The organism is Streptomyces cathayae (genome assembly GCF_029760955.1).
GTDB classification, from domain to species: domain Bacteria; phylum Actinomycetota; class Actinomycetes; order Streptomycetales; family Streptomycetaceae; genus Streptomyces; species Streptomyces cathayae.
Genome location: NZ_CP121682.1, coordinates 5,435,585 through 5,459,488, shown reverse-complemented (window position 1 = coordinate 5,459,488; position 23,904 = coordinate 5,435,585). Strand labels below are relative to the sequence as shown.

The window sequence follows — 23,904 nt, the reverse complement described above, 5'->3', positions numbered from 1 at the left end:
CACGATGCGCAGCAGGTTCGGCCGGGCCGGCGGCCCGAGCAGCACGGCCATAGCCTCCGTGAGCGTGCTCGCCCTGTGCTGCGGGTTGTGGCTGCTGCGCGACGCGGCCGAGACGCCCGCCCCGCCCCAGCCCTCCGCCGCCCAGGCCCACTCCGGGCGCGCCGGTCTCGTCCCCGGCCGCCCCGCCGCGCTGCCGTTCTCCCCGCCGGAGAGGATCCGCATCCCCGCGATCGACGTGGACGCGCCGCTGACGGGCCTCTCCCTGACCGGCACCGGCAGCCTCGACGCGCCGCCGCCCGAGCGGAAGAACCTGGCCGGCTGGTACGAGGCCGGCACCGCACCCGGCGAGCGGGGCACCGCGATCGTCGCGGGCCACGTCGACAACGCCGACGGCCCCGCCGTCTTCTACTCCCTGGGCGCCCTGCGCAAGGGCAGCACCGTCGAGGTGGACCGGCTGGACGGCCGCACCGCCGTGTTCACGGTGCACGCCGTGGAGGCGTACGACGCGAGGGACTTCCCCGACGAGCGGGTCTACGGCGCGGCGAAGCGGCCCGAACTGCGGATCATCACCTGCGGCGGCGGCTGGTCACGCACCACCGGCTACCGGGGCAACGTCGTCGTCTACGCCCATCTGACGGGCGGCCGCGGCCGCTGACGCCCACCGGGACGCGACGCGCGTGGCCCCCCGTTGAAGTTCCGCGGCCCGCGGCCCCGCCGACCCGCCGCCCCGCGGCCTCAGGCCAGCCACTGCTCGTACGCCATGTTCGCCACCAGGGCGAAGACCACCGTCAGCAGGACGACGCGGACGAAGCCGCTGCCCTTCTTCAGGGCCGTGTGGGCGCCGAGCATGCCGCCCGCGAGGTTGAACACGGCCATCAGGGCCGCCAGCTGCCACAGCACCGCGCCCTGCCAGGCGAACATCGCCAGCGCGCCGGCGTTGGTGCAGCAGTTGACGATCTTCGCGGTGGCGGAGGCGGTGACCAGGTCGAGGTGGAGCAGCGCGGTGAGCGCCAGGACGAGGAACGTGCCGGTGCCGGGGCCGATGAGACCGTCGTAGAAGCCGATGCCCAGGCCGCCGAGGCCGATCGCGGCGAGGACGCGGCGGCGCGTGACCGGGCCGGGTGCGGGCGCGGTGCCGAAGGACGGACGGAGGATGACGAAGGCGGCCACGGCGAGCAGCACCACCATGATCACCGGTTTGAGGACCTCGGTGCTCATCCCGGCGGCGAGGAAGGCACCGCCCGACGACCCGGCGAGGGCGGCGAGACCGATGCGTACGGCGGTACGGACGTCCACCGGGGCCTTGCGGGCGTAGGTGATCGCCGCGCCCGTGGTGCCGACGATGGCGACCGCCTTGTTGGTGCCCAGCGCGTGCGCGGCCGGGGTGCCGGCGGGCAGGCCCAGCAGCAGGGCCGGCAGGAGCAGCAGTCCGCCGCCACCGACCACGGCGTCGATCCAGCCGGCGGCGAGCGCCGCGAGGCAGAGGAGGACGACGGTGGTCAGCGAGATGTCGGGCATGGCCGTGACCCTATGGACCGGATAGTTGTGCCGTCCATCGAGATGAGCTTTTCCTGAGGTTGAGCGTCCTCACACTCGCCCCCCGCCCCTGCTGAGGGCAGCGTTCCGTGCGGGAAACAGCGGTGATGCCACCGGGTAACACCCGCACCGCAGGCTCGGGGACATGACATCGAACGAGCGTGTGGTGGTGATCGGCACCGGCCTCGCGGGCGTACGTCTCGCCCGGCGGCTCGGCGAGCTCGGCACGCCGGTGACGCTGATCGGCGAGGAGGAGCACCGCCCCTACAACAGGGTGCTGCTCGCCGAGGTGCTGGCCGGACGCTACGGCCCCGAGGTGATCGCCCTGCCGGCACCCGGGGAGCCGGTCCGGGCCCGGGTCACCGGCATCGACCGCGCGGCGCGCACCGTCACCTGCGCGGACGGCTCGGTGATCGGATACGGCCGGCTGGTCCTGGCCACCGGCTCCCAGCCGGTGCTGCCGCCGCTGCGCGGCCTGTTCACCGCGGGCCCCCCTGAGACCGCTGAGACCCCTGAGACCGCTGAGACCGCTGACAGCGCGAACACCGCGGCCCGCGAGCTGCCCGAGGGGGTGCACGCCTTCCGCACCATGGACGACTGCCTGGGCCTGGACAAGGCGCTGCGGCCGGGGGTGCGAGCGGTGGTGATCGGCGGCGGGCTGCTCGGGGTCTCCGCGGCCCGCGCCCTCGCCGTGCGCGGCGCGCGGGTCGTCCTCGCCCAGCAGTCCGAGCGGCTCATGGAACACCGGCTCGACCCGGCCGCGTCCGAGCTGGTCGAGCGGCATCTGACCGGCCTCGGCGTCGAGGTGCGCACCGAGTGCCGGGTGCGGGACGTACGCCGCGCCGGCGGTGCGGTCCGCTCGGTGCGGTTGGCCGACGGGTACGCCCTCGACGCCGAGGCCGTGGTGCTGGCCTGCGGGGCGCGCCCGCGCACCGGGCTCGCCCGGTCCGCGGGGCTGGAGGTCCGCGAGGGCGTCGTCGTCGACGACGAACTGCGCACCTCCGACCCGTCCGTCCACGCCGTCGGCGACTGCGTCCAGCACGCCGGCACGGTGTACGGGCTCGCCGCCCCGGCCCTGGAACAGGCCGACGCGCTCGCCGCGCTGCTCGCCGGGGACACCGGCGCCCGCTACACCGGCACCCGCTCCCTGACCCGGCTCACCCTCACCGGCCGCCTCGGGCCCTTCGACCCGGCCGCGTTCGACCTGGCCGCGTTCGGCGAGGCCGAGGCGCTGCCGGGCGACGACGTCGTCCAGCTCACCGACGCCACCCGGGGCACCCACCGCAAGGTCGTCGTCCGCGAGGGCCGCCTGGTCGGCGGGGTCCTGGTCGGCGAACTCGGCACCGTCGGCGCCCTCGCCCGCGCCTGGGAGGGAACAGAGCCGCTCCCGTCCGCCGGCGGTCCCCTGCTCCACCTGCTCACCCACGACGGAGGCTCCTGTTGACCGCCACCCCGGGAACACCCCCCACCCTCGTGCTCGTCGGCCACGGCATGGTCGGCCAGCGTTTCCTCGAGGCGCTCGCCGAGCGCGGTCTGACCGCCACGCACCGCGTGGTCGTGCTGTGCGAGGAGCCGCGTCCGGCGTACGACCGGGTCCGGCTCACCTCGTACTTCTCGGGGTGCACACCCGAGGAACTGTCCGTGACGGAACCGGAGTTCATCGCGGCCCACGGCATCGAGCTGCATGTCGGCGACCCGGCGGAGACGATCGACCGCGAGGCCCGCGAGGTGACCGCCCGTTCGGGGCTGGTCGTCGGCTACGACGTCCTGGTGCTGGCCACCGGCTCCCACCCGTTCGTGCCGCCGGTGCCGAACAAGGACGCCGAGGGCTGCTTCGTCTACCGCACGATCGAGGACCTCCTCGCGATCGAGGAGTACGCGAGGAGGTCGACGACCGGCGTGGTGGTCGGCGGCGGTCTGCTCGGTCTGGAGGCGGCGGGCGCCCTCAAGGGTCTCGGACTCACCACGCACATCGTGGAGTTCGCCCCGCGCCTGATGCCGGTGCAGGTCGACGAGGGCGGTGGCGCGGCGCTGCTGCGCACCGTCGAGGGCATGGGCCTGGCCGTCCGCACCGGCACCGGTACCCAGGAGATCGTGGCCGGCCCGGACGGCGCGGTCACCGGCATGAAACTGTCCGACGGCTCCGAACTCGCCACCGACCTGGTGGTGTTCTCCGCGGGTGTCCGCCCCCGTGACCAGCTGGCCCGGGACTGCGGCCTCACCGTCGGCGAGCGCGGCGGCGTCGCGGTCGACGAGCAGTGCCGCTCGGTCACCGACCCCCGTGTCTTCGCGATCGGCGAGTGCGCGCTGGCCGCCGACGGCCGGGTGTACGGGCTGGTCGCGCCGGGTTACGAGCAGGCGGAGACGGCGGCGGCGGCCCTCGCCGAGGACGAGTCCGCCTTCACCGGCGCCGACCTGTCCACCAAGCTGAAGCTGCTCGGCGTGGACGTGGCGTCCTTCGGCGACGCGCACGGCACCACCGCCGACTGCCTGGACGTCGTCTACTCCGACTCCCGCTCCGGCCTCTACAGGAAACTGGTCGTCGGCCGCGACGGCACTTTGCTCGGCGGCATCCTGGTCGGCGACGCGGACGCGTACGGCACGCTGAGGGCCTTCACCGGCTCGGTGCCGCCGGTCTCACCGGAGTCCCTGGTGCTGCCGGCCGGCGCCGGGAGGCCCGTCGGGCTCGGCCCGTCCGCGCTGCCGGACGAGGCGATCATCTGCTCCTGCAACAACGTCCGCAAGGGCACCGTCCGCGAGGCCGTCACCGAGCACCGGTGCACCACCGTGCCCGAGGTGAAGAGGTGCACCAAGGCCGGTACGACGTGCGGCAGTTGCGTGAAGGTGATCGGCCGACTGGTCGACGCCGAACTGGCGGCGAACGGCGTCGAGGTGGACCAGGGCCTGTGCGGCTGCTTCGCGCAGACCCGCGAGGAGCTGTACGAGATCGTCCGCGCCCTGCGCGTCGCCTCCCACCGGGACCTGCTGGACCGGCACGGCCGTGCGGGCGCCCGCGGCGGCGACGGCTGCGAGGTCTGCAAGCCGGCGGTCGGTTCGATCATCGCCTCCCTCGCCCCGGTGATCGGCGCGAGCACCTACGTCCTGGACGGCGAACAGGCCGCCCTCCAGGACACCAACGACCACTTCCTCGCCAACCTGCAGAAGAACGGATCGTATTCGGTCGTGCCCCGCATCCCCGGCGGTGAGATCGCCCCGGAGAAACTGATCGTGATCGGCGAGATCGCCCGCGACTTCGGCCTCTACACGAAGATCACCGGAGGTCAGCGCATCGACATGTTCGGCGCGAGGGTCGAGCAGCTTCCGGTGATCTGGGCCCGGTTGGTGAACGCCGGCTTCGAGTCCGGCCACGCCTACGGCAAGTCGCTGCGCACGGTGAAGTCCTGTGTCGGGCAGACCTGGTGCCGCTACGGCGTCCAGGACTCCGTCCGTATGGCGATCGACCTGGAGCTGCGCTACCGGGGCCTGCGCTCCCCGCACAAGCTCAAGTCGGCGGTCTCCGGCTGTCAGCGCGAGTGCGCCGAGGCCCGGTCGAAGGACTTCGGCGTCATCGCCACCGCCCACGGCTGGAACCTGTACGTCGGCGGCAACGGCGGCGCCACCCCACGCCACGCCGACCTGCTCGCGCAGGACCTCTCCGACGCCGGACTGGTCCGCCTGATCGACCGGTTCCTGATGTTCTACATCCGCACCGCCGACCGCCTGGAACGCACCAGCGTCTGGCTGGACCGGATCCCCGGAGGCCTGGACCACGTCCGGGACGTCGTCGTCCACGACTCGCTCGGCATCTGCGACGAACTGGAGGCCCTGATGACCGCCCATGTCGCCCACTACCGCGACGAGTGGGCCGAGACCGTCGACGACCCCGAGAAGCTGGCCCGGTTCGTGTCCTTCGTGAACGCGCCCGGCACCCCCGACCCGGTGGTCGCCTTCGTCTCCGAGCGCGACCAGATGAAGCCCGACCTGCCGCTGCTGACCATCGGCCTGCGACCCGCCGACGACCCCCTGGAAGGAACCGCCGCGCGATGACCCTGACACCGGAGACCACCGGTCTGAAGGTTCGACTCCGCCTGACGGACGACTGGTTCACGGTCTGCGACCTGAGCACGCTGCTCCCCGGCCGCGGCGTGGCGGCCCTGCTGCCCGACGGCCGCCAGGCCGCCGTCTTCACCGACCGCACCGGCGCCCTGTACGCCGTCGACAACCGTGACCCCTTCACCGGCGCGGCGGTCCTCTCCCGCGGCCTGACCGGCACCCACCACGGCCGCCCCTTCGTCGCCTCCCCCCTCCTGAAGCAGCGCTTCGACCTGGAGACGGGCCGGTGCCTGGACGACGACACGGTCCGGCTGACGACGTACGAGACCAAGGCGGCGTGAGCCCGCGGAAAGCCGGGCGCGCGGGTCGGGGCGGCGTCCGGAACGGTCACCCGCCGGTACGCCTTCAGTCATGAGGTGTCCATGCCGACCCCGTAGGTTCCGTGACCGCACGACCCCGTCACCGACCGGTGGCGGGACGGTTCCCGGCACCTCAGGAGCGGCAGTGGAACGTCGTACCTTCCTTCGTGCGAGCGCCATGGGCGGCACCGGCGCGGTCCTCGGCGGCGCACTCTGGCACAGCGCCGCGTACGCGGCGCCCGCCCAGCCCGGCACGGGCCCCTACGGTGCGCTCGACGCGGCGGACGCCAACGGGATCCGGCTGCCGGCCGGGTTCACCAGCAGGGTGATCGCCCGTTCCGGCCAGCAGGTCCCGGGCACCTCGTACACCTGGCACAACGCCCCCGACGGCGGCGCCTGTTACGCGGACGGCAGTGGCTGGATCTACGTCTCCAACTCGGAGATCAACCCGTCCGGCGGCGCGGGCGCGGTGCGCTTCTCGGCCACCGGCGCCGTCACGGGCGCCTACCGCATCCTGTCCGGCACCCGGCAGAACTGCGCGGGCGGCAGCACCCCGTGGAACACCTGGCTGTCCTGCGAGGAGGTGGACCGCGGCTACGTCTACGAGACCGACCCGTGGGGAACGAAGGCGGCGGTCCGCCGGGACACGATGGGCCGCTTCAAGCACGAGGCGGCGGCCGTCGACCCGGTCCGCAGGGTCGTCTACCTGACCGAGGACGTCTCGGACAGCTGCTTCTACCGCTTCCGGCCGACGACGTGGGGCGATTTATCCTCCGGCACGCTGGAGGTACTGGTGGGGGGCAGCGGCACCAGCGGTCCGGTGAGCTGGGCGCGGGTCCCCGACCCGTCCGGCGCCACCGCCACCCGCAACCAGGTCTCCGGCGCCAAGCGCTTCAACGGCGGCGAGGGCTGCCACTACGCGAACGACACCTGCTGGTTCACCACCAAGGGCGACAACCGCGTCTGGCAGTACAACGCCTCCGCCCAGACCATCGAACTCGCCTACGACGACTCCCTGGTCCCGGGCGGTGCCGCCCCCCTGACCGGCGTCGACAACGTCACCGGCTCCTCCTCGGGCGACCTGTTCGTGGCCGAGGACGGCGGCACCATGGAGATCTGCGTCATCACCCCCGACGACGTCGTGGCCCCCTTCCTCCGGGTGAACGGCCAGTCCGGCTCCGAGATCACCGGCCCGGCCTTCTCCCCGGACGGCACCCGCCTGTACTTCTCCAGCCAGCGCGGCACCAGCGGCAGTTCGTCCGGCGGCATCACCTACGAGGTGAAGGGCCCGTTCCGCATCTGACCGCTCCCCCGCTCGTGCGGGCGCGGTGCACGGACCGCGCCCGCATGAGCGGAGAGCTACCGTCCGGTCACGTCACGTTCGCATCACGGGTCCACCGAACCTCCACACCTCCCCCCGGTCACTCCCCTACCGTCGGCAGCTCACACCCGGCAGACCGCCCCGGACGGGGGCATGCCGCCGGATATCCGCACATGGCTGGGAGTCTCCCCGTGAACCTGTCCTGCAAGTCCGCCGCCGTGACCGTCGCCGCGCTCGCACTGGCCGCACTGCCCCTCACCACCGCCACGGCCCACGAGGGCAGCCACCCGTTCAAGAACTGCACCGAGGCGTACGACGCCGGGTACAAGAACATCGAGGTGGGCGACGAGCACTACGGCAAGCACCTGGACCGCGACGGCGACGGCGTCGGCTGCGACCAGGCACCGGCGGGCTTCGTCCCCGTCGGCGACAAGGACACCGCCACGGACAGCGGCTCGGACGCCGGAGCCGGCGACACCGGCGCCGACTCCGGCTCCGGCTCCGGCTCCGGCTCCGACGACAAGGGCAGCACCGAAAAGGGCGGCGGCACCGACCTCGCCGAGACCGGCGGCAACAGCGCCACCCCGTACCTCGCGGCCGGCGGCGCGGCCGTCGTCCTGGCGGGCGGCGGGGTGCTGTTCGCGGCGCGCCGGCGCCGCGGCACGAACTGACCCGCGCCGGACCGAGGGCACGGGAAACGGCGGCACCCCCGCACGGGTGCCGCCGTTTCCTTTCGTGATCCGGAGCCGTTGCCGATCGGTGAGGGTGGTCGGGTGACAGGCAACGGCTCCGGGGCTTGGCTCACCCCAAAGGGGTCAGCGGTGGTCGCTGCCGTTCGAGGTGACCGCGGCGCGGCCGGCCTCCAGGCGGGCGACGGGGATGCGGAACGGGGAGCAGGAGACGTAGTCCAGGCCGACCTGGTGGAAGAAGTGGACCGACTCCGGGTCGCCGCCGTGCTCGCCGCAGACGCCGAGCTTGAGGCCGGGGCGGGTGGCGCGGCCGGCCTCGGCGGCCAGCTTCACCAGGGAGCCGACGCCGTCCTTGTCGATCGTCTCGAACGGGGAGACCCCGAAGATGCCCTTCTCCAGGTAGGCCGTGAAGAAGCTGGCCTCCACGTCGTCCCGGCTGAAGCCCCACACCGTCTGGGTGAGGTCGTTGGTGCCGAAGGAGAAGAACTCGGCGGCCTCGGCGATCTGGCCGGCGGTCAGGGCGGCGCGCGGCAGCTCGATCATCGTGCCGATGGCGAGCTTCAGCTGCGTGCCGGTGGTCTGCTCGACCTCCGCGATGACCTGGTCGGCCTCCTCGCGGACGATCTCCAGCTCCTGGACCGTGCCGACCAGCGGGATCATGATCTCGGCACGCGGGTCGCCCTTGGCCGCCCGGCGCTCGGCCGCCGCTTCGGCGATGGCCCGCACCTGCATGGTGAACAGGCCGGGGATGACCAGGCCGAGGCGGACTCCGCGCAGGCCCAGCATCGGGTTCTGCTCGTGCAGCCGGTGCACGGCCTGGAGCAGGCGCAGTTCGTTCTCGTGCGGCTCCTGCCGGGACTCGGCGAGCGCCACCCGGACCGACAGCTCGGTGATGTCGGGCAGGAACTCGTGCAGCGGCGGGTCGAGGAGCCGGATGGTGACCGGGAGGCCGTCCATCGCCTCGAACAGCTCGACGAAGTCCTGCTTCTGGTGCGGCAGCAGCGCCTTGAGGCACTCCTCGCGCTCGTCCTGGGTGTCGGCCAGGATCAGCCGCTCCACCAGCTCGCGCCGGTCGCCGAGGAACATGTGCTCGGTGCGGCACAGGCCGATGCCCTGGGCGCCGAAGCGGCGGGCGCGCAGCGCGTCCTCGGCGTTGTCGGCGTTGGCGCGCACCCGCAGCCGGCGCTTGCGGTCGGCGAAGGCCATCATCCGGTGGACCGCCTCGACCAGTTCGTCGGCGTCGTCGGCGCCCGGGTGCATCCGGCCCTCGAAGTACTCCACGACCGGTGACGGTACGACGGGTACCTCACCGAGGTAGACCTTGCCGGTGGAGCCGTCGATGGAGATCAGGTCGCCTTCCTCGACGACGTGCCCGCCGGGGACGGTCATCCGGCGGCGCTTGGTGTCGACCTCCAGCTCCTCCGCGCCGCACACACAGGTCTTGCCCATGCCGCGGGCGACGACGGCGGCGTGCGAGGTCTTGCCGCCGCGGGAGGTGAGGATGCCCTCGGCGGCGATCATGCCGTCCAGGTCGTCGGGGTTGGTCTCCCGGCGGACCAGGATGACCTTCTCGCCGGAGCGGGACCACTTGACGGCCGTGTACGAGTCGAAGACCGCCTTGCCGACCGCCGCGCCCGGCGAGGCCGCGATGCCGCGCCCGACCTTCTCGACCTTCGCCTCCTCGTCGAAGCGCGGGAACATCAGCTGGGCGAGCTGGGCGCCGGTGACGCGGGTGAGCGCCTCGGCCTCGTCGATCAGGCCCTGGTCCACCAGCTGGGTGGCGATGCGGAAGGCCGCGCCCGCGGTGCGCTTGCCGACGCGGGTCTGGAGCATCCACAGCTGGCCGCGCTCGATGGTGAACTCGATGTCGCAGAGGTCCTTGTAGTGGTTCTCCAGCGTCTCCATGATCTGCATCAGCTGGTCGTACGACTTCTTGTCGATCTGCTCCAGATCGGCGAGCGGCACGGTGTTGCGGATGCCCGCGACCACGTCCTCGCCCTGCGCGTTCTGCAGGTAGTCGCCGTAGACGCCCTGGTGGCCGGAGGCGGGGTCGCGGGTGAAGGCGACGCCGGTGCCGGAGTCCGGGCCGAGGTTGCCGAAGACCATGGAGCAGACGTTGACGGCCGTGCCCAGGTCGTGCGGGATGCGCTCCTGACGGCGGTAGAGCTTGGCCCGGTCGGTGTTCCAGGAGTCGAAGACCGCGTGGATGGCGAGGTCCATCTGCTCACGCGGATCCTGCGGGAAGTCCCGGCCGGCCTCGGTCTTGACGATCTTCTTGAACCTGGTGACCAGCTTCTTGAGGTCGGCGGCCTCCAGCTCGGTGTCGACCGTGACCTTCTTGGCCGTCTTCGCCGCCTCCAGCGCGTCCTCGAAGAGGTCGCCGTCGACGCCGAGGACGGTCTTGCCGAACATCTGGATGAGACGCCGGTAGGAGTCCCAGGCGAAACGGTCGTCGCCGGCCTGCTTGGCCAGGCCCTGGACGGACTTGTCGGAGAGGCCGATGTTCAGGACGGTGTCCATCATGCCGGGCATGGAGAACTTCGCCCCGGAGCGGACCGACACCAGGAGGGGGTCCTCGGCCTGGCCGAGCTTCTTGCCCATCGCCGCTTCGAGTGCGTCGAGGTGCGCACTCACCTCGTCACGCAGTGCCGCCGGTTCCTCACCGCTGTCCAGGTAGACCTTGCAGGCTTCCGTGGTGATGGTGAAGCCGGGAGGGACGGGGAGGCCCAGATTGGTCATCTCGGCGAGGTTCGCGCCTTTCCCGCCGAGAAGGTCCTTGAGGTCCTTGTTGCCCTCGGTGAAGTCGTAGACGAACTTCACGCCCTCAACACTCCCGCCCTGCTGGGTTCCATGGAGATCTTTGTTTTCCGACACGGGTCTCGACTCCTCGAGGACGCGGTGGCTGCCCTGACGAGCAGGAACATACCCAGATCAAAGGCGTATGGGTACGTCCACACGTCCACCATGCGGCTGGGACCCCTCTGCCGCCACTGGATCAAAAGTCAAAGGCAAGTCAAGGTTCGGCAAGAAATCGCCGCTCCATGTGTTCACTTCTTGAACGCAAGGATTCCGGATTGCACGCTCTACGTGCTCATCTGAGCGATGTTCGGCACGTTTGTTTTCGCTCGATGAACGATCAGGAGATGGCACTGGGTGCCATCCTTTGAGAAATGCAGCCGCCCATGATCCGCTCATCTGAGCGCCCCCCTGATCAAGGGTGGCGAGAATCACGCCGTCACGGTCGCCGGAATTTCACCATGCGGACGCCTCTCGTACCTCCGGTCCGCACGGCGGGACGGACCGTTGAACGAACCGGCCCGCACACCCGTACGGAACTGTGGCGGATCCGGACCCCCACGCCGGGTCCGCCTCCTCACCGGGTTTTGCACGGAAGGACCTCGGGTGCCTGTCTTCACACGCCTGCACCGGCCGACACGGACCACCGAAGAGAAACGAGGGGACCGCAAGCGGGGCGAGAAGCAGGGGGAGGAGACCCGCCCCACCTCTCCGGTCATCCGCGCCTTCCGCCCGCTCGGCGCCTTCCCTCCGCTCAGCGCCTTCCGCACCCGCTGCGCCGCGCTGCGCGACCGGCACCCCCGCGCCGTACGCGCCGCCCGCCTGACCCTGCACCTCCTCGCCGCCGCGCTGGTGCTCGGCGCCCTTCTGCTGCCCAACACCGCCGGCGCCCTGCGCCCCGACCGGTTCACCCGGATACCGGCCGAGGCGATCATCGGGGCCGCGCTGCTCCCCGCCCTGCCGCGCCGGCCCCGGATCGTCGCGGCCGTGCTGTACGGGGTCGGCCTCGCCGTGCTGACCGTGCTGAACCTGCTGGACATCGGGTTCAAGGAGTACCTGGGCCGGGGCTTCAACCTGGTCCTCGACTGGGGGCTGCTCGACGACGCCCTGGCCTATGTCGAGGACTCGATGGGCCCCGCGACCGCCACGGCCGCCACCCTCGGCGCGATCACCCTCGCCCTGCTCCTGGTGGTCGTGATGGCGCTGGCCGCCGTCCGGCTGAGCGAGCTGCTGGCCCGGCACCGCGCGCGGGCCACCCGGGGCACCCTCGTCGCGGGCACCGTGTGGATCACCTGCACCGCCCTGGGTGTGCAGGTCCTCGGTACGCCGGTCGCCTCCGACCGGGCCTCGGCGGCGGTGAAGGTGCAGGCCCGGCGCGTGGTGAACACACTGCACGACGAGGCGCAGTTCGAGAAGGTGGCGCGGTCCGACACCTTCGCGGCCACACCCCCCGACCGGCTCCTGCCCGACCTGCGCGGCAAGGACGTGCTCATCACGTTCATCGAGAGCTACGGCCGCACCGCCCTGGAGGACCCGGTGATCGCCCCCGGCGTCACCCGCACCCTCGACACCGGCACCGAGACCCTCGCGGAGGCGGGGTACCGGGCCCGGAGCGGCTGGCTGACCTCGGCGACGTTCGGCGGCAGCAGCTGGCTCGGCCACTCGACGGCACTGTCCGGCCTGTGGATCGACAACCAGCAGCGCTACCGCACCGCCACCTCGAACGACCGCCTCACCCTCACCAAGGCGTTCCAGAAGTCCGGGGCGTGGGACACCGTCGGCGTCATGCCGGGCGTCCAGAAGGGCTGGCCCGAGGCGCAGTGGTTCGGCCTCGACAAGGTCTACAACGCCTTCCAACTGGGTTACCAGGGACCGAAGTTCAGCTGGTCGACGATGCCGGACCAGTACACCCTCGAAGCCTTCCAGCACCTGGAGCACGGCAAGGAGCGCGACCGGGGCAGGAACCTGATGGCGGAGATCATCCTGACCTCCAGTCACCAGCCCTGGGCGCCCCTGCCCGAGATGGTCGGCTGGGACGAACTCGGCGACGGCTCCGTCTTCGAGGCCATCCAGCAGGCGGGGAAGGACCCCGGCAGTCTGATGACGGACACCACCAAGTCCCGTCAGGAGTACGGCAGGTCGGTCACGTACTCGGTGACCGCCCTCACCCAGTGGCTGGAGCGCTACGGCACCGACGACACCGTCCTCGTCTTCCTCGGCGACCACCAGCCCGTCGCCCGGGTCAGCGGCCTGCGGGCGAGCCGGGACGTGCCGGTGACGATCGTCGCCAAGGACCCGAAGGTGCTGGAGAGGATCGCCGACTGGAACTGGACGGAGGGCCTCAGGCCGGCCGAGGACGCGCCCGTGTGGAAGATGGACGCGTTCCGTGACCGTTTCCTGAAGGCCTACGGTTCCGTCCCGCACCCGACCGGACGCTGAATCGTGATCGGCCGCGCAACCCCGCGTGACCTCGGACGATACCCCGTGCCGGGCCCGGCGGCGGCGCACGTGACCGTTATCCGGATACCTCTGTTCACCAGGCGTTCCTGTTGCTAGCGTGCCGCGCTACGCAAAAAAATGACCAAGGAACCGTGATCATGTCCAGTCCTTCCCGTGAGCAGTGGGGAAGTCGCACAGGCTTCCTGTTCGCCGCGATCGGATCGGCGATCGGCCTCGGCAACATCTGGCGCTTCCCCGCCGTTGCCTACGAGAACGGCGGCGGGGCCTTCCTCCTGCCGTATCTCGTCGCGCTGCTGACCGCCGGTATCCCGTTGCTCATCCTCGAGTACTCGATCGGCCACAGATACCGGAAGTCGCCCCCGGCGGCCTTCCGCAAGCTGTCCAGGCCCGCGGAGGTGATCGGCTGGTGGCAGGTCGCGATCTGTTTCGTGGTCGCCGCCTACTACGCCGTGATCCTCGCCTGGGCGGTGCGCTACATCGGCTACTCCTTCGGCGAGCAGTGGGGCAGCGACGCCAACGCCTTCTTCTTCGGCGAGTTCCTCCAGGCCGCCGAGACCCCCGGCCCCGTGTCCTCCTACGTCGACGGTGTCCTCTGGCCTCTCATCGCGGTCTGGGTGGTCGTCCTGGTCATCCTGGCGCTCGGCATCCGCAACGGGATCGAGAAGGCCAACAAGTTCTTCATCCCGCTGCTGGTGCTCTTCTTCGTCGTCCTGGTCGGCCGTGCGCTCACACTCGACGGCGCCGGCAAGGGACTGGACGGGCTGTTCCGGCCGGACTGGTCGGCGCTCGGCGACGGCAGCGTGTGGGTCGCCGCGTACGGACAGATCTTCTTCTCGCTGTCCATCGGCTTCGGCATCATGATCACGTACGCCTCGTACCTGCGGAAGCGCTCGGACATCACCGGCTCCGCGATGGTCGCCGGCTTCGCCAACAGCGCCTTCGAGATCCTCGCGGGCATCGGGGTGTTCGCCACCCTCGGCTTCATGGCCGCGGCCCAGGGCGTCGGGGTCAACGAGGTCGCGAGCTCCGGCATCGGCCTGGCGTTCGTGGCGTTCCCGACGGTCATCTCCCAGATGCCGATGGGCGCACTGTTCGGCGTGCTGTTCTTCGCCTCGCTGGTGCTGGCCGGTCTCACCTCGCTGATCAGCATCGTGCAGGTCGTCATCGCCGCCGTGCAGGACCGCACCGGTATCCGCCGGGTCCCGGCGGTCCTGGGCGTCGGCGGGGCCATCGCCCTGGTGTCGATCCTCGTCTTCCCGACCGACAGCGGCATCTACCTGCTGGACGCGGCGGACCACTTCATCAACCAGTACGGCATCACGCTCGCCGCGCTGGTCGTGCTCGTCGTCGTGGGCTGGCTGCTGCGGCGGCTGCCCGCCCTCCAGAAGCACGCCAACGACATCTCCACGATGCGGGTCGGCCGCTGGTGGCTGATCTGCCTCGGCATCGTCACCCCGCTGGTGCTCGGCTGGATGATGGTCGACAGCCTGCGGGCGGAGTTCGCCGAGAACTACGCGGGCTACCCGACGGAGTTCCTGCTCTGGGCGGGCTGGGGCGTCGCCGCGGCGGCACTGCTCGTCGGCGTGATCCTCAGTCTGGTGCCCTGGCGCTCCGCCGACGCCGAAGTCGACGCCGAAGCCGAAGCCGATGCCGACGCCGAGGCAGGCGTGGAGGCGGGCTCCGGCTCCGAGGTACTGGAAGGGGGGAAGAACTGATGTCGACGAGTGCGATCATCATGCTGATCGTGGCCATCGTGATCGTCTGGGGCGGTCTGGTGGGCGCCATCATCCACCTGCGCCGCCACCCCGAGCGTCCCGAGGACGACGCGGCCCCGGCGCAGCCGACGGCCTGAGCGGTTCGGACACACCCGTACGGCTCTGTTCCCCCGGGGAGCAGAGCCGTACGGCTTCCGAAGCCGCCCGCGGGCGGCGCCGGTCAGCCGCCGGACGTGTCGAGTTCGGCGTCCGCGCCGAGGTCCGCGCAGTCGTACGGGTCCTTCAGCCAGCCGTCCGGCAGCGCCACCCGGTTGTTGCCGGACGTACGGCCGCGGGGACCGTCCGCGCCGGCCGGCCAGGGCTGGTCCAGGTCCAGCTCGTCCAGCCCGGCCCGCAGCGCCTCGAGGGACGAGGTGATCGCGAGCCGCTTGCGCATCTCCGAGCCGACCGCGAAGCCCTTCAGGTACCAGGCGACGTGCTTGCGGAAGTCGATCACCCCGCGCGACTCGTCCCCGATCCACTCCCCGAGCAGGGTCGCGTGCCGGACCATGACGTCGGCGACCACGCGCAGCGTGGGCCTGCGGAAGTCGTCCCGGCCCTCGAAGGCCGCGACCAGGTCGGCGAAGAGCCACGGCCGGCCCAGGCAGCCGCGCCCCACCACGACCCCGTCGCAGCCCGTCTCGCGCACCATGCGCAGCGCGTCGTCGGCGGACCAGATGTCGCCGTTGCCGAGCACGGGGATCTCCGGCACGTGCTCCTTCAGCCGGGCGATGGCCTCCCAGTCGGCGGTGCCGCCGTAGTGCTGGGCGGCGGTGCGGCCGTGCAGGGCGACGGCGCTCACGCCCTCCTCGACGGCGATGCGGCCGGCGTCCAGATAGGTCAGGTGGTCGTCGTCGATGCCCTTGCGCATCTTCATCGTGACCGGCAGGTCCCCGGCGCCGCTCACCGCCTCCCGCAGGATGGAGCGCAGCAGGTTCCGCTTGTAGGGCAGGGCCGAGCCGCCGCCCTTGCGGGTCACCTTCGGCACCGGGCAGCCGAAGTTGAGGTCGATGTGGTCGGCGAGGTCCTCTTCCGCGATCATGCGGACGGCCTTGCCGACGGTCGCCGGGTCGACGCCGTACAGCTGGATCGAACGCGGCGTCTCGCTCGCGTCGAACCTGATCAGCTGCATGGTCTTCTCGTTGCGTTCGACCAGCGCCCGGGTGGTGATCATCTCGCTGACGAACAGCCCCTTGCCCCCGCTGAACTCCCGGCACAGGGTGCGGAAGGGCGCGTTGGTGATCCCGGCCATGGGAGCCAGCACGACGGGCGGCCGGACCGCGTAGGGGCCGACCGTCAGGTCCGAGTGGTCCGAGTGGTCCGGCCGGTTCGACGGGGACTGAGCCGGGGTGGGCGTGGGCGTGGGCATTCCCCCATTGTCCCGCATCCGGAGAGCCGCCCGGGACGACACATATGCAGCGACCATTAGTTAACCGCACTATCGAACCGCGCGTACGATGGACCCCATGCCCGAGCTCAGCCCGCGCCGACGCCTCCTCGTGCTCGCGATCTGCTGCATGAGCCTGCTCATCGTGAGCCTGGACAACACGGTGCTGAACGTCGCCCTGCCGTCCCTCCAGCGGGACCTGCACGCGAGCACCGCGGGCCTCCAGTGGACCATCGACGCGTACACCCTCGTGCTCGCCTCGCTGCTGATGCTGGCGGGCTCCACGGCCGACCGGATCGGCCGCAAGCGGGTCTTCATGGCGGGGCTGGTCGTCTTCACCCTCGGCTCGGTACTGTGCTCGCTCGCCCCGAGCCTGGAGGCGCTGGTCGTCTTCCGCATGGTGCAGGCGGTGGGCGGTTCGATGCTCAACCCGGTCGCCATGTCGATCATCACCAACACCTTCACCGACCCCCGTGAACGCGCCCGCGCGATCGGCGCCTGGGGCGCGGTCGTCGGCCTCTCGATGGCGGCGGGCCCCCTGATCGGGGGGTTGCTGGTGGACTCCGTCGGCTGGCGCTCCATCTTCTGGATCAACCTGCCGGTCGGTCTCGCCGCCCTCGTCCTCACCCTGCGCTTCGTCCCGGAGTCCCGCGCCCCCGAGGCCCGCCGCGCCGACCCGGTCGGCCAGCTGCTGGTCATCGTCCTGTTCGGCTCCCTGACGTACGCCATCATCGAGGCACCGCACGTGGCGCTCTCCGCCACCGCCCCCTTCGCCCTCCTCTCGCTGGCGGCCCTGACCGCCCTGCTGATCTACGAGTCCCGCCGCCACGAACCCCTGATCGACCTGCGCTTCTTCCGTTCGGCACCGTTCAGCGGGGCCACCGTGATCGCGGTGAGCGCGTTCGCCGCGCTCGGCGGGTTCCTGTTCCTCTCCACGCTCTACCTGCAGAACGTACGGGGCCTGAGCGCCCTGGACGCCGGTCTGTGGATGCTTCCCATGGCCGTCCCGACCTTCCTGTGCGCCCCGCTCTCCGGCCGTCTGGTCGGCAGCCGGGGCCCCAGGGTGCCGCTGCTGGTCGCGGGCGGCGCGCTGACGGTGAGCGGCCTGCTCTTCGCCCTCTTCGAGGCCGAGACGTCCGACGTCACGCTGTTCACCGGGTACGTCCTGTTCGGCGTCGGCTTCGGCTTCGTCAACGCCCCCATCACCAACACCGCCGTCTCCGGCATGCCCCGCGCCCAGGCCGGGGTGGCCGCGGCGGTGGCCTCCACCAGCCGGCAGCTGGGCCAGGCGCTCGGGGTCGCGGTGGTGGGCGCGGTGCTGGCGGCGGGGGTGGGCTCCTCGTCGTACGCGGAGAGCTTCGTGTCGGCGGCGCGGCCCGGCTGGTGGATCCTCACCGCGTGCGGGCTCGCGGTACTGGTGGTGGGTGCGGTGACCTCCGGGCGCTGGGCCCGCGCCACCGCGCTGCGGACGGCCGAGCGGCTGGAGTCGGCGGAGATCCGCGAGGCGGCCGGCGTGGAGGCGTAGCCGCACCCGGCCGGCCCTTCACCGCATTCACCCGCCCTCGATCCCTGTTGATGTTGCTCTTGCTGCACACTCTGCGTCATGCCACAGATCGACACCAGCAAGGTCAGCCGTTGGGACCAGCACGGCCGGGAACACGTCGTACGGATACGGCGCACCGGGGTGCAGCGCACGATCAACTGCGAGACGTGCGACTGGCGCAGACGCGCCCAGTTCCTCCCCTGGCTGAAGGCGGAGGAACACCTGGCCCAGGCCCACCAGGCGACGGTGGACCCCACAAGAACGTGAACCGCCCCGGGCGGCGCGGGAGGCGCTGCCCGGGGCGGGTTCGACGGAGTCGAGCTGCTACGACGTCAGCAGCCGATCAGGCGGCTCGCCAGGTAGCCCTCGATCTGGTCGAGGGAGACCCGCTCCTGCTTCATGGTGTCGCGCTCGCGCACCGTCACCGCGTTGTCGTCCAGGGTGTCGAAGTCGACCGTGACGCAGAACGGCGTACCGATCTCGTCCTGGCGGCGGTAGCGGCGGCCGATGGCACCGGCGTCGTCGAACTCGATGTTCCAGTTCTGCCGCAGCGCCTGGGCGAGGCCCTTGGCCTTCGGCGAGAGCTCCGGGTTGCGGGAGAGCGGGAGCACCGCGACCTTCACCGGGGCCAGGCGCGGGTCGAGGCGCAGCACCGTGCGCTTCTCCAGCTTGCCCTTGGCGTTGGGCGCCTCGTCCTCGACGTAGGCGTCGATCAGGAAGGCGAGCATCGCCCGGCCGAGACCGGCCGCCGGCTCGATGACGTACGGCGTCCAGCGCTCGCCTGCCTCCTGGTCGAAGTAGGAGAGGTCCTGGCCGGAGGCCTTGGAGTGGGCGCCGAGGTCGTAGTCGGTGCGGTTGGCGACGCCCTCGAGCTCACCCCACTCGCTGCCGCCGAACTGGAAGCGGTACTCGATGTCGGCGGTGCGCTTGGAGTAGTGGGAGAGCTTCTCCTGCGGGTGCTCGTACCACCGCATGTTCTCCTCGCGCATGCCGAGGCCGGTGTACCAGTTCCAGCGCTGCTCCATCCAGTATTCCTGCCACTGCTCGTCCTCGCCCGGCTTGACGAAGAACTCCATCTCCATCTGCTCGAACTCGCGGGTGCGGAAGATGAAGTTGCCGGGCGTGATCTCGTTGCGGAAGGACTTGCCGATCTGGGCGATGCCGAACGGCGGCTTGCGGCGCGAAGTGGTCTGCACCTGGGCGAAGTTGGTGAAGATGCCCTGGGCGGTCTCGGGGCGCAGGTAGGCGACGGAGCCGGAGTCCTGGGTCGGGCCGAGGTGGGTGGAGAGCAGACCCGAGAACTGCTTGGGCTCGGTGAACTGGCCCTTGTTGCCGCAGTTGGGGCAGTTGATGTCGGCGAGGCCGTTCTCCGGGGCGCGGCCCTTCTTCTCCTCGTACGCCTCTTCCAGGTGGTCCGCGCGGAACCGCTTGTGACAGGCGGTGCACTCGGTGAGCGGGTCCGAGAAGGTGGCGACGTGACCGGAGGCCACCCACACCTCAGGGGCCAGGATCACCGACGAGTCGATGCCGACCACGTCCTCACGCGAAGTCACCATGTAGCGCCACCACTGGCGCTTGAGGTTCTCCTTGAGCTCGACACCCAGCGGCCCGTAGTCCCAGGCGGCACGCTGGCCGCCGTAGATCTCACTGCAGGGGAATACGAAGCCTCGGCGCTTGCTCAGGCTGACGATGGTGTCGATCTTGTCGGCGGCCACAGTGCTCTCTTCATTACGACGACGGGCGACGAAGCGAGGATGCTTCCAGCGAAGCCCTCAGGCTACCGGCGGGCCCTGCCCCTGGACCAATTAGGGCCTGCCACGGGCCTCTCGCCCAGCTTGTTGACAACGGTTTCCATGTTTGTTGAAAATGGGAGTCATGAACGTACGACGACGCCTCATACCCGCGGCTGCGGCGACCGCGGTCACCGCAGCCGCCCTCGGCACCCTGTCCGCCTGCTCCCCCGGCAGCAGCGCGGCCGGGGGCGACACCGACCGGTTCGAGGTCGTCGCCTCGTTCTACCCCGTGGCGTTCCTCGCCGAGCAGATCGGCGGCGACCATGTGAACGTCACCAGTCTGACCCAGCCGGGCCAGGAGCCGCACGACCTGGAGATCAGCGCCAAGCAGACCGCGCAGCTCGAGGAGGCCGACGCGGCGCTCTACCTCAAGGGCCTGCAGCCCACCGTCGACGAGGCCATCGGCCAGTCCGACGTGCGGACGAAGATCGACGCGGCCACGCTGACCTCCCTCGACCACGACGCCGGGTCCGGCGGCCACGACGACGAGCACGGGCACGACGAGCCCGGTCACGACGACCACGGGCACGACCACAGCCACGACGGCCAGGACCCCCACGTCTGGCTCGACCCGGTCAAGTACGCCGAGGTCGCCGAGGGCGTCGGCAAGGCCTTCCAGAAGGCCGACCCCGGCCACGCCGCCGACTACAAGAAGAACACCGAGGCCCTGGTCGGCAAGCTGAACGACCTCGACGCCGAGTTCGAGGCCGGCCTCGGACACCGGAAGACCGACGTCTTCGTCACCACCCACGCCGCCTTCGGCCACCTCGCCGCGCGCTACGGCCTGACCGAGGAGGCCATCAACGGCCTCTCCCCCGAGGCCGAGCCCAGCGCGGCGCGCGTGAAGCAGCTCACCGAGACCGCCAAGGCCGACGGGGTGACCACCGTCTTCTACGAGACGCTGACCAGCGACCGGGCGGCGAAGACCGTCGCCCGCGACGCCGGACTCAGGACCGACGTCCTCGACCCGCTCGAGGGCATCACCGACAAGTCCCGCGGCGACGACTACTTCCAGGTCATGGAATCCAACCTGCAGGCCCTGCAGACGGCGCTGGGCACCGAGTGACCCACTTCGACCACCGGGAGGACACCGGCATGAGGACGGCAGCATGAGCACCGAGCCCGTCATATCCCTGCGCGGTGTCCACGCCGAGCTCGGCTCGCGCCCCGTGCTGCGCGGCATCGACCTCACCGTGCACCGCGGCGAGGTGGTCGCCCTGCTCGGCGCCAACGGCTCCGGCAAGTCGACGGCCGTGCGCAGCGTCATCGGCCAGGTGCCGGTCGTCGCCGGCGAGGTCGAGCTGTTCGGCACCCCGCGGCGCCGGTTCCGCGACTGGGCGCGCGTGGGATACGTACCGCAGCGCACCACGGCCGCGAGCGGTGTGCCCGCCACGCTGACCGAGGTCGTCTCCTCCGGCCGGCTCTCCCGCACCCGCTTCGGCGTGTTCCGCAAGGCCGACCGCGAGGCCGTGCACCGCGCCCTGGACCTGGTCGGCATGGCCGACCGGGCGAAGGACTCGGTGGACGCCCTCTCCGGCGGCCAGCACCAGCGGGTCCTGATCGCCCGCGCGCTCGCCGCCGAGCCCGAGCTGCTGATCCTGGACGAACCGATGGCGGGCGTCGACCTGGGCAGCCAGGAAGTGCTCGCCAGGACGCTGCGCGAGCAGGTCGCCAAGGGCACCACCGTCCTGCTCGTCCTGCACGAGCTGGGCCCGCTGGAACCCCTGATCGACCGGGCGGTCGTGCTGCGCGACGGCTGCGTCGTGCACGACGGCCCGCCCCCGAAGGCGGTCGGCCAGCACGCCCTGCCCGGCCACGACCACGTACACCCGCACGCACCCGCGGGCGTCGAACCGATCCGCACGGGACTGCTGAGCTGATCCATGGAAATCCTGAACTACGCCTTCATGCAGCGGGCGCTGCTGGCGGCCGTCCTGGTCGGCATCACCGCCCCCGCGGTCGGCATCTACCTCGTACAGCGCCGCCAGGCCCTCATGGGCGACGGCATCGGGCACGTCGCGATGACCGGCGTCGGCCTCGGCTTCCTGCTCTCCTGGTCGCCGGTGTGGATGGCGGCCCTGGTCTCCGTCCTCGGCGCCGTCCTCATGGAGCTGATCCGCTGGTACGGCAGGACCCGCGGCGACATCGCCCTCGCCATGCTCTTCTACGGAGGCATGGCGGGCGGTGTCATGTTCATCAACCTCGCCCCGACCGGCTCCAACGCGAACCTCACCTCGTACCTCTTCGGCTCCCTGTCGACGGTCTCCGAGTCCGACGTCACGGCCATCTGCCTGCTGGCCGCCTTCGTGGTGCTGGTCACCCTCGGTCTGCGCCGCCAGCTGTTCGCGGTCAGCCAGGACGAGGAGTTCGCGCGGGTCACGGGCCTGCCGGTGCGGTTTTTGAACCTGCTCACCGCCGTCACGGCGGCGCTCACCGTCACCGTCGCGATGCGCGTGGTCGGCCTGCTGCTGGTGAGCGCGCTGATGGTGGTGCCGGTCGCCGCCGCCCAGGCGCTCAGCCGCAGCTTCGCCGCCACCTTCGCCATCGCCGTCGCCATCGGCGTGGCCGTGTCCCTCGGCGGCACGGTCACCTCGTACTACCAGGACGTGCCGCCCGGCGCGACGATCGTGCTGCTGACGATCGCCGCGTTCCTCGTGCTGACCGCGCTGGCCGCCCCGCTGGCCCGCCGCCGCGCCCGCACCCTGGCCGCCGCACGGCCCGCCCCGGAGCCCGCGGAATGCGCGGTCCCGGCAGGCCGGACCCCCACCGGCCGGGCCGGCGCCTGACTGCTCCCGGCCCCGATCTTCCCCGGACTGGCACAATGGCCGCGGCAGACTCGGACGTGAGGAGGAAACCGGTGACCACCGCTGGACCGCCCGTGAAGGGCCGCGCCACCAGGCAGCGGGCCGCTGTGGCGGCTGCGCTCCAGGATGTCGACGAGTTCCGCAGTGCGCAGGAACTGCACGACATGCTCAAGCACAAGGGCGACTCGGTGGGGCTCACCACGGTGTACCGCACCTTGCAGTCCCTCGCCGAGGCCGGCGAGGTCGACGTGTTGCGGACCGCCGAAGGGGAGTCCGTCTACCGCCGCTGTTCCACCGGCGAGCACCACCACCACCTGGTCTGCCGCACCTGCGGCAAGGCGGTCGAGGTCGAGGGCCCGGTCGTGGAGACCTGGGCGGAGGCCGTCGCCGCCGAACACGGCTTCGTCAACGTGGCCCACACGGTGGAGATCTTCGGCACCTGCGCGGAGTGCGCGGCGGCCGGCCGCGACGACTGAGGTCGCGGGCGCAGGACACGGCGAAGGGCGCGGAGATCGTCTCCGCGCCCTTCGCCGTGTCCTGCGCCCGTCCCCGTTACTGCTGGCTTTCCTCCGGCTGCCGGCCCTCCATGGCCAGCAGCTCCTCGTTCGGGATCGCCCCGCCGAAGCGCCGGTCGCGGGAGGCGAACTCCAGGCACGCCCGCCACAGGTCCCGGCGGTCGAAGTCCGGCCACAGGACGTCCTGGAAGACCATCTCCGCGTAGGCGCTCTGCCACAGCAGGTAGTTGGACGTACGCTGCTCACCGCTCGGCCGCAGGAACAGGTCCACGTCCGGCATGTCCGGGTAGTACAGGTAGCTCTGCAGGGTCTTCTCGGTGATCTTTCCCGGGTCGAGGCGTCCGGCCTTCACGTCCTCGGCCATGGCTTGCGCCGCGTCGGCGATCTCGGCGCGGCCGCCGTAGTTCATGCAGAAGTAGAGCGTGAGCCGGTCGTTGTCCTTGGTCTGCTCCTGGGCGATCTGGAGCTCCTTGGCCACCGACTTCCACAGCTTGGGCATCCGGCCCACCCAGCGCACCCGGATCCCGAGGGCGTCGAGCTCGTCGCGGGACTTGCGGATGAAGTCCCGGTTGAAGTTCATCAGGAAGCGCACCTCGTCCGGCGAGCGCTTCCAGTTCTCGGTGGAGAAGGCGTACAACGAGATGGCGCCCACGCCCATCTCTATCCCGCCCTGGAGCACGTCCAGCACCCGCTCGGCGCCGACCTTGTGCCCCTCGGTGCGCGGCAGGCCCCGTTCCTTGGCCCAGCGGCCGTTGCCGTCCATGACGATCGCCACGTGCTTGGGGACCAGCTCGCCGGGGAACCTCGGGGGCCGCGCGCCGGAGGGGTGCGGTTCCGGCGTCCTGTACTCCCGGCGCTGACGTCCCAGGAACCCGCGTACGGCCATGTGCTTCC

20 protein-coding genes are annotated in these 23,904 nt (G+C 71.2%); 15 read left to right on the top strand and 5 right to left on the bottom strand.

The annotated features are described in order from the left end of the window. Positions 1-4: 4 nt before the first annotated feature. Positions 5-655, top strand: coding sequence for a class F sortase (locus PYS65_RS24880; protein ID WP_279336163.1), 651 nt, complete (start codon positions 5-7; stop codon positions 653-655). Between the two features lie 80 nt (positions 656-735). Here the strand turns inward: PYS65_RS24880 and PYS65_RS24875 are convergent, their stop codons facing one another. Then, the gene (locus PYS65_RS24875) at positions 736-1,518 is read right to left on the bottom strand and encodes a sulfite exporter TauE/SafE family protein (protein WP_279336162.1); all 783 of its coding nucleotides are present in this window, start codon (positions 1,516-1,518) and stop codon (positions 736-738) included. A gap of 163 nt (positions 1,519-1,681) precedes the next feature. On the opposite strand from PYS65_RS24875, the gene PYS65_RS24870 reads away from it, so the two are divergent. The 5 genes from PYS65_RS24870 to PYS65_RS24850 all read left to right on the top strand — a co-directional run bounded on the left by PYS65_RS24870 (position 1,682) and on the right by PYS65_RS24850 (position 7,940). Then, positions 1,682-2,980, top strand: a complete 1,299-nt coding sequence (locus PYS65_RS24870) for an NAD(P)/FAD-dependent oxidoreductase (RefSeq protein ID WP_279336161.1) — start codon at positions 1,682-1,684, stop codon at positions 2,978-2,980. Next, positions 2,977-5,583, top strand: a complete 2,607-nt coding sequence (gene nirB / locus PYS65_RS24865; protein ID WP_279336160.1) for a nitrite reductase large subunit NirB — start codon at positions 2,977-2,979, stop codon at positions 5,581-5,583. Before PYS65_RS24870 ends, nirB begins: the two co-directional genes overlap by 4 nt. Next, positions 5,580-5,930 (top strand): nitrite reductase small subunit NirD, encoded by a 351-nt coding sequence (nirD, locus tag PYS65_RS24860; RefSeq protein ID WP_279336159.1) that lies wholly within the window; start codon positions 5,580-5,582, stop codon positions 5,928-5,930. Before nirB ends, nirD begins: the two co-directional genes overlap by 4 nt. 163 nt (positions 5,931-6,093) lie before the next feature. After that, positions 6,094-7,251: an alkaline phosphatase PhoX gene (locus PYS65_RS24855; protein ID WP_279336158.1), complete on the top strand. Its 1,158-nt coding sequence runs from the start codon at positions 6,094-6,096 to the stop codon at positions 7,249-7,251. Positions 7,252-7,442: 191 nt separating this feature from the next. Continuing rightward, positions 7,443-7,940: an excalibur calcium-binding domain-containing protein gene (locus PYS65_RS24850; RefSeq protein WP_279336157.1), complete on the top strand. Its 498-nt coding sequence runs from the start codon at positions 7,443-7,445 to the stop codon at positions 7,938-7,940. 144 nt (positions 7,941-8,084) lie between these two features. Here PYS65_RS24850 and ppdK read toward each other — a convergent pair whose 3' ends face one another. After that, positions 8,085-10,832 carry a pyruvate, phosphate dikinase gene (ppdK, locus tag PYS65_RS24845; protein ID WP_387041510.1) on the bottom strand — a complete coding sequence of 916 codons (2,748 nt, stop codon included), beginning with the start codon at positions 10,830-10,832 and terminating at the stop codon, positions 8,085-8,087. Between the two features lie 528 nt (positions 10,833-11,360). Between ppdK and PYS65_RS24840 the strand changes: the two genes are divergently transcribed. The 3 genes from PYS65_RS24840 (at position 11,361) to PYS65_RS24830 (ending at position 15,066) form a co-directional block, all read left to right on the top strand. After that, positions 11,361-13,193, top strand: a complete 1,833-nt coding sequence (locus PYS65_RS24840) for an LTA synthase family protein (RefSeq protein ID WP_423836121.1) — start codon at positions 11,361-11,363, stop codon at positions 13,191-13,193. A 158-nt stretch (positions 13,194-13,351) separates the two neighbouring features. After that, positions 13,352-14,929, top strand: coding sequence for a sodium-dependent transporter (locus PYS65_RS24835; protein ID WP_279336156.1), 1,578 nt, complete (start codon positions 13,352-13,354; stop codon positions 14,927-14,929). Then, positions 14,929-15,066: a methionine/alanine import family NSS transporter small subunit gene (locus PYS65_RS24830; RefSeq protein ID WP_279336155.1), complete on the top strand. Its 138-nt coding sequence runs from the start codon at positions 14,929-14,931 to the stop codon at positions 15,064-15,066. The genes PYS65_RS24835 and PYS65_RS24830 overlap by 1 nt, the downstream gene beginning before the upstream one ends. Before the next feature lie 83 nt (positions 15,067-15,149). Here PYS65_RS24830 and dusB read toward each other — a convergent pair whose 3' ends face one another. Beyond that, positions 15,150-16,355: a tRNA dihydrouridine synthase DusB gene (gene dusB, locus PYS65_RS24825; RefSeq protein WP_387041518.1), complete on the bottom strand. Its 1,206-nt coding sequence runs from the start codon at positions 16,353-16,355 to the stop codon at positions 15,150-15,152. A 79-nt stretch (positions 16,356-16,434) separates the two neighbouring features. On the opposite strand from dusB, the gene PYS65_RS24820 reads away from it, so the two are divergent. Both PYS65_RS24820 and PYS65_RS24815 read left to right on the top strand, forming a co-directional pair. Further along, the gene (locus PYS65_RS24820; RefSeq protein WP_279336153.1) at positions 16,435-17,880 is read left to right on the top strand and encodes an MFS transporter; all 1,446 of its coding nucleotides are present in this window, start codon (positions 16,435-16,437) and stop codon (positions 17,878-17,880) included. A gap of 78 nt (positions 17,881-17,958) precedes the next feature. After that, positions 17,959-18,165, top strand: a complete 207-nt coding sequence (locus PYS65_RS24815) for a hypothetical protein (RefSeq protein ID WP_279336152.1) — start codon at positions 17,959-17,961, stop codon at positions 18,163-18,165. A 65-nt stretch (positions 18,166-18,230) separates the two neighbouring features. Here PYS65_RS24815 and PYS65_RS24810 read toward each other — a convergent pair whose 3' ends face one another. Then, positions 18,231-19,613: a glycine--tRNA ligase gene (locus tag PYS65_RS24810; protein WP_279336151.1), complete on the bottom strand. Its 1,383-nt coding sequence runs from the start codon at positions 19,611-19,613 to the stop codon at positions 18,231-18,233. A 160-nt stretch (positions 19,614-19,773) separates the two neighbouring features. On the opposite strand from PYS65_RS24810, the gene PYS65_RS24805 reads away from it, so the two are divergent. The 4 genes from PYS65_RS24805 to PYS65_RS24790 all read left to right on the top strand — a co-directional run bounded on the left by PYS65_RS24805 (position 19,774) and on the right by PYS65_RS24790 (position 22,971). Further along, positions 19,774-20,757: a metal ABC transporter substrate-binding protein gene (locus PYS65_RS24805; protein WP_279336150.1), complete on the top strand. Its 984-nt coding sequence runs from the start codon at positions 19,774-19,776 to the stop codon at positions 20,755-20,757. A gap of 43 nt (positions 20,758-20,800) precedes the next feature. Further along, positions 20,801-21,571, top strand: coding sequence for a metal ABC transporter ATP-binding protein (locus PYS65_RS24800; protein ID WP_279336149.1), 771 nt, complete (start codon positions 20,801-20,803; stop codon positions 21,569-21,571). 3 nt (positions 21,572-21,574) lie between these two features. Next, a complete protein-coding gene (locus tag PYS65_RS24795; RefSeq protein WP_279336148.1) occupies positions 21,575-22,477 on the top strand; it encodes a metal ABC transporter permease in 903 nt (300 codons plus the stop codon). 71 nt (positions 22,478-22,548) lie between these two features. Then, a complete protein-coding gene (locus tag PYS65_RS24790; protein ID WP_279336147.1) occupies positions 22,549-22,971 on the top strand; it encodes a Fur family transcriptional regulator in 423 nt (140 codons plus the stop codon). Positions 22,972-23,047: 76 nt separating this feature from the next. Here the strand turns inward: PYS65_RS24790 and PYS65_RS24785 are convergent, their stop codons facing one another. Continuing rightward, entirely contained in the window at positions 23,048-23,896 is an 849-nt protein-coding gene (locus PYS65_RS24785) for an isoprenyl transferase (RefSeq protein WP_279336146.1), read from the bottom strand. Positions 23,897-23,904 lie beyond the last annotated feature (8 nt).

Excerpts from the sequence above, each read along its gene's own strand:
- PYS65_RS24880 (WP_279336163.1), top strand. The coding sequence starts at position 5 with ATGCGCAGCAGGTTCGGCCGGGCCGGCGGCCCGAGCAGCACGGCCATA.
- PYS65_RS24875 (WP_279336162.1), bottom strand. The coding sequence starts at position 1,518 with ATGCCCGACATCTCGCTGACCACCGTCGTCCTCCTCTGCCTCGCGGCG.
- PYS65_RS24870 (WP_279336161.1), top strand. The coding sequence starts at position 1,682 with ATGACATCGAACGAGCGTGTGGTGGTGATCGGCACCGGCCTCGCGGGC.
- nirD (WP_279336159.1), top strand. The coding sequence starts at position 5,580 with ATGACCCTGACACCGGAGACCACCGGTCTGAAGGTTCGACTCCGCCTG.
- PYS65_RS24850 (WP_279336157.1), top strand. The coding sequence starts at position 7,443 with ATGGCTGGGAGTCTCCCCGTGAACCTGTCCTGCAAGTCCGCCGCCGTG.
- PYS65_RS24835 (WP_279336156.1), top strand. The coding sequence starts at position 13,352 with ATGTCCAGTCCTTCCCGTGAGCAGTGGGGAAGTCGCACAGGCTTCCTG.
- PYS65_RS24830 (WP_279336155.1), top strand. The coding sequence starts at position 14,929 with ATGTCGACGAGTGCGATCATCATGCTGATCGTGGCCATCGTGATCGTC.
- dusB (WP_387041518.1), bottom strand. The coding sequence starts at position 16,355 with ATGCGGGACAATGGGGGAATGCCCACGCCCACGCCCACCCCGGCTCAG.
- PYS65_RS24820 (WP_279336153.1), top strand. The coding sequence starts at position 16,435 with ATGCCCGAGCTCAGCCCGCGCCGACGCCTCCTCGTGCTCGCGATCTGC.
- PYS65_RS24815 (WP_279336152.1), top strand. The coding sequence starts at position 17,959 with ATGCCACAGATCGACACCAGCAAGGTCAGCCGTTGGGACCAGCACGGC.
- PYS65_RS24805 (WP_279336150.1), top strand. The coding sequence starts at position 19,774 with ATGAACGTACGACGACGCCTCATACCCGCGGCTGCGGCGACCGCGGTC.
- PYS65_RS24800 (WP_279336149.1), top strand. The coding sequence starts at position 20,801 with ATGAGCACCGAGCCCGTCATATCCCTGCGCGGTGTCCACGCCGAGCTC.
- PYS65_RS24795 (WP_279336148.1), top strand. The coding sequence starts at position 21,575 with ATGGAAATCCTGAACTACGCCTTCATGCAGCGGGCGCTGCTGGCGGCC.
- PYS65_RS24785 (WP_279336146.1), bottom strand. The coding sequence starts at position 23,896 with ATGGCCGTACGCGGGTTCCTGGGACGTCAGCGCCGGGAGTACAGGACG.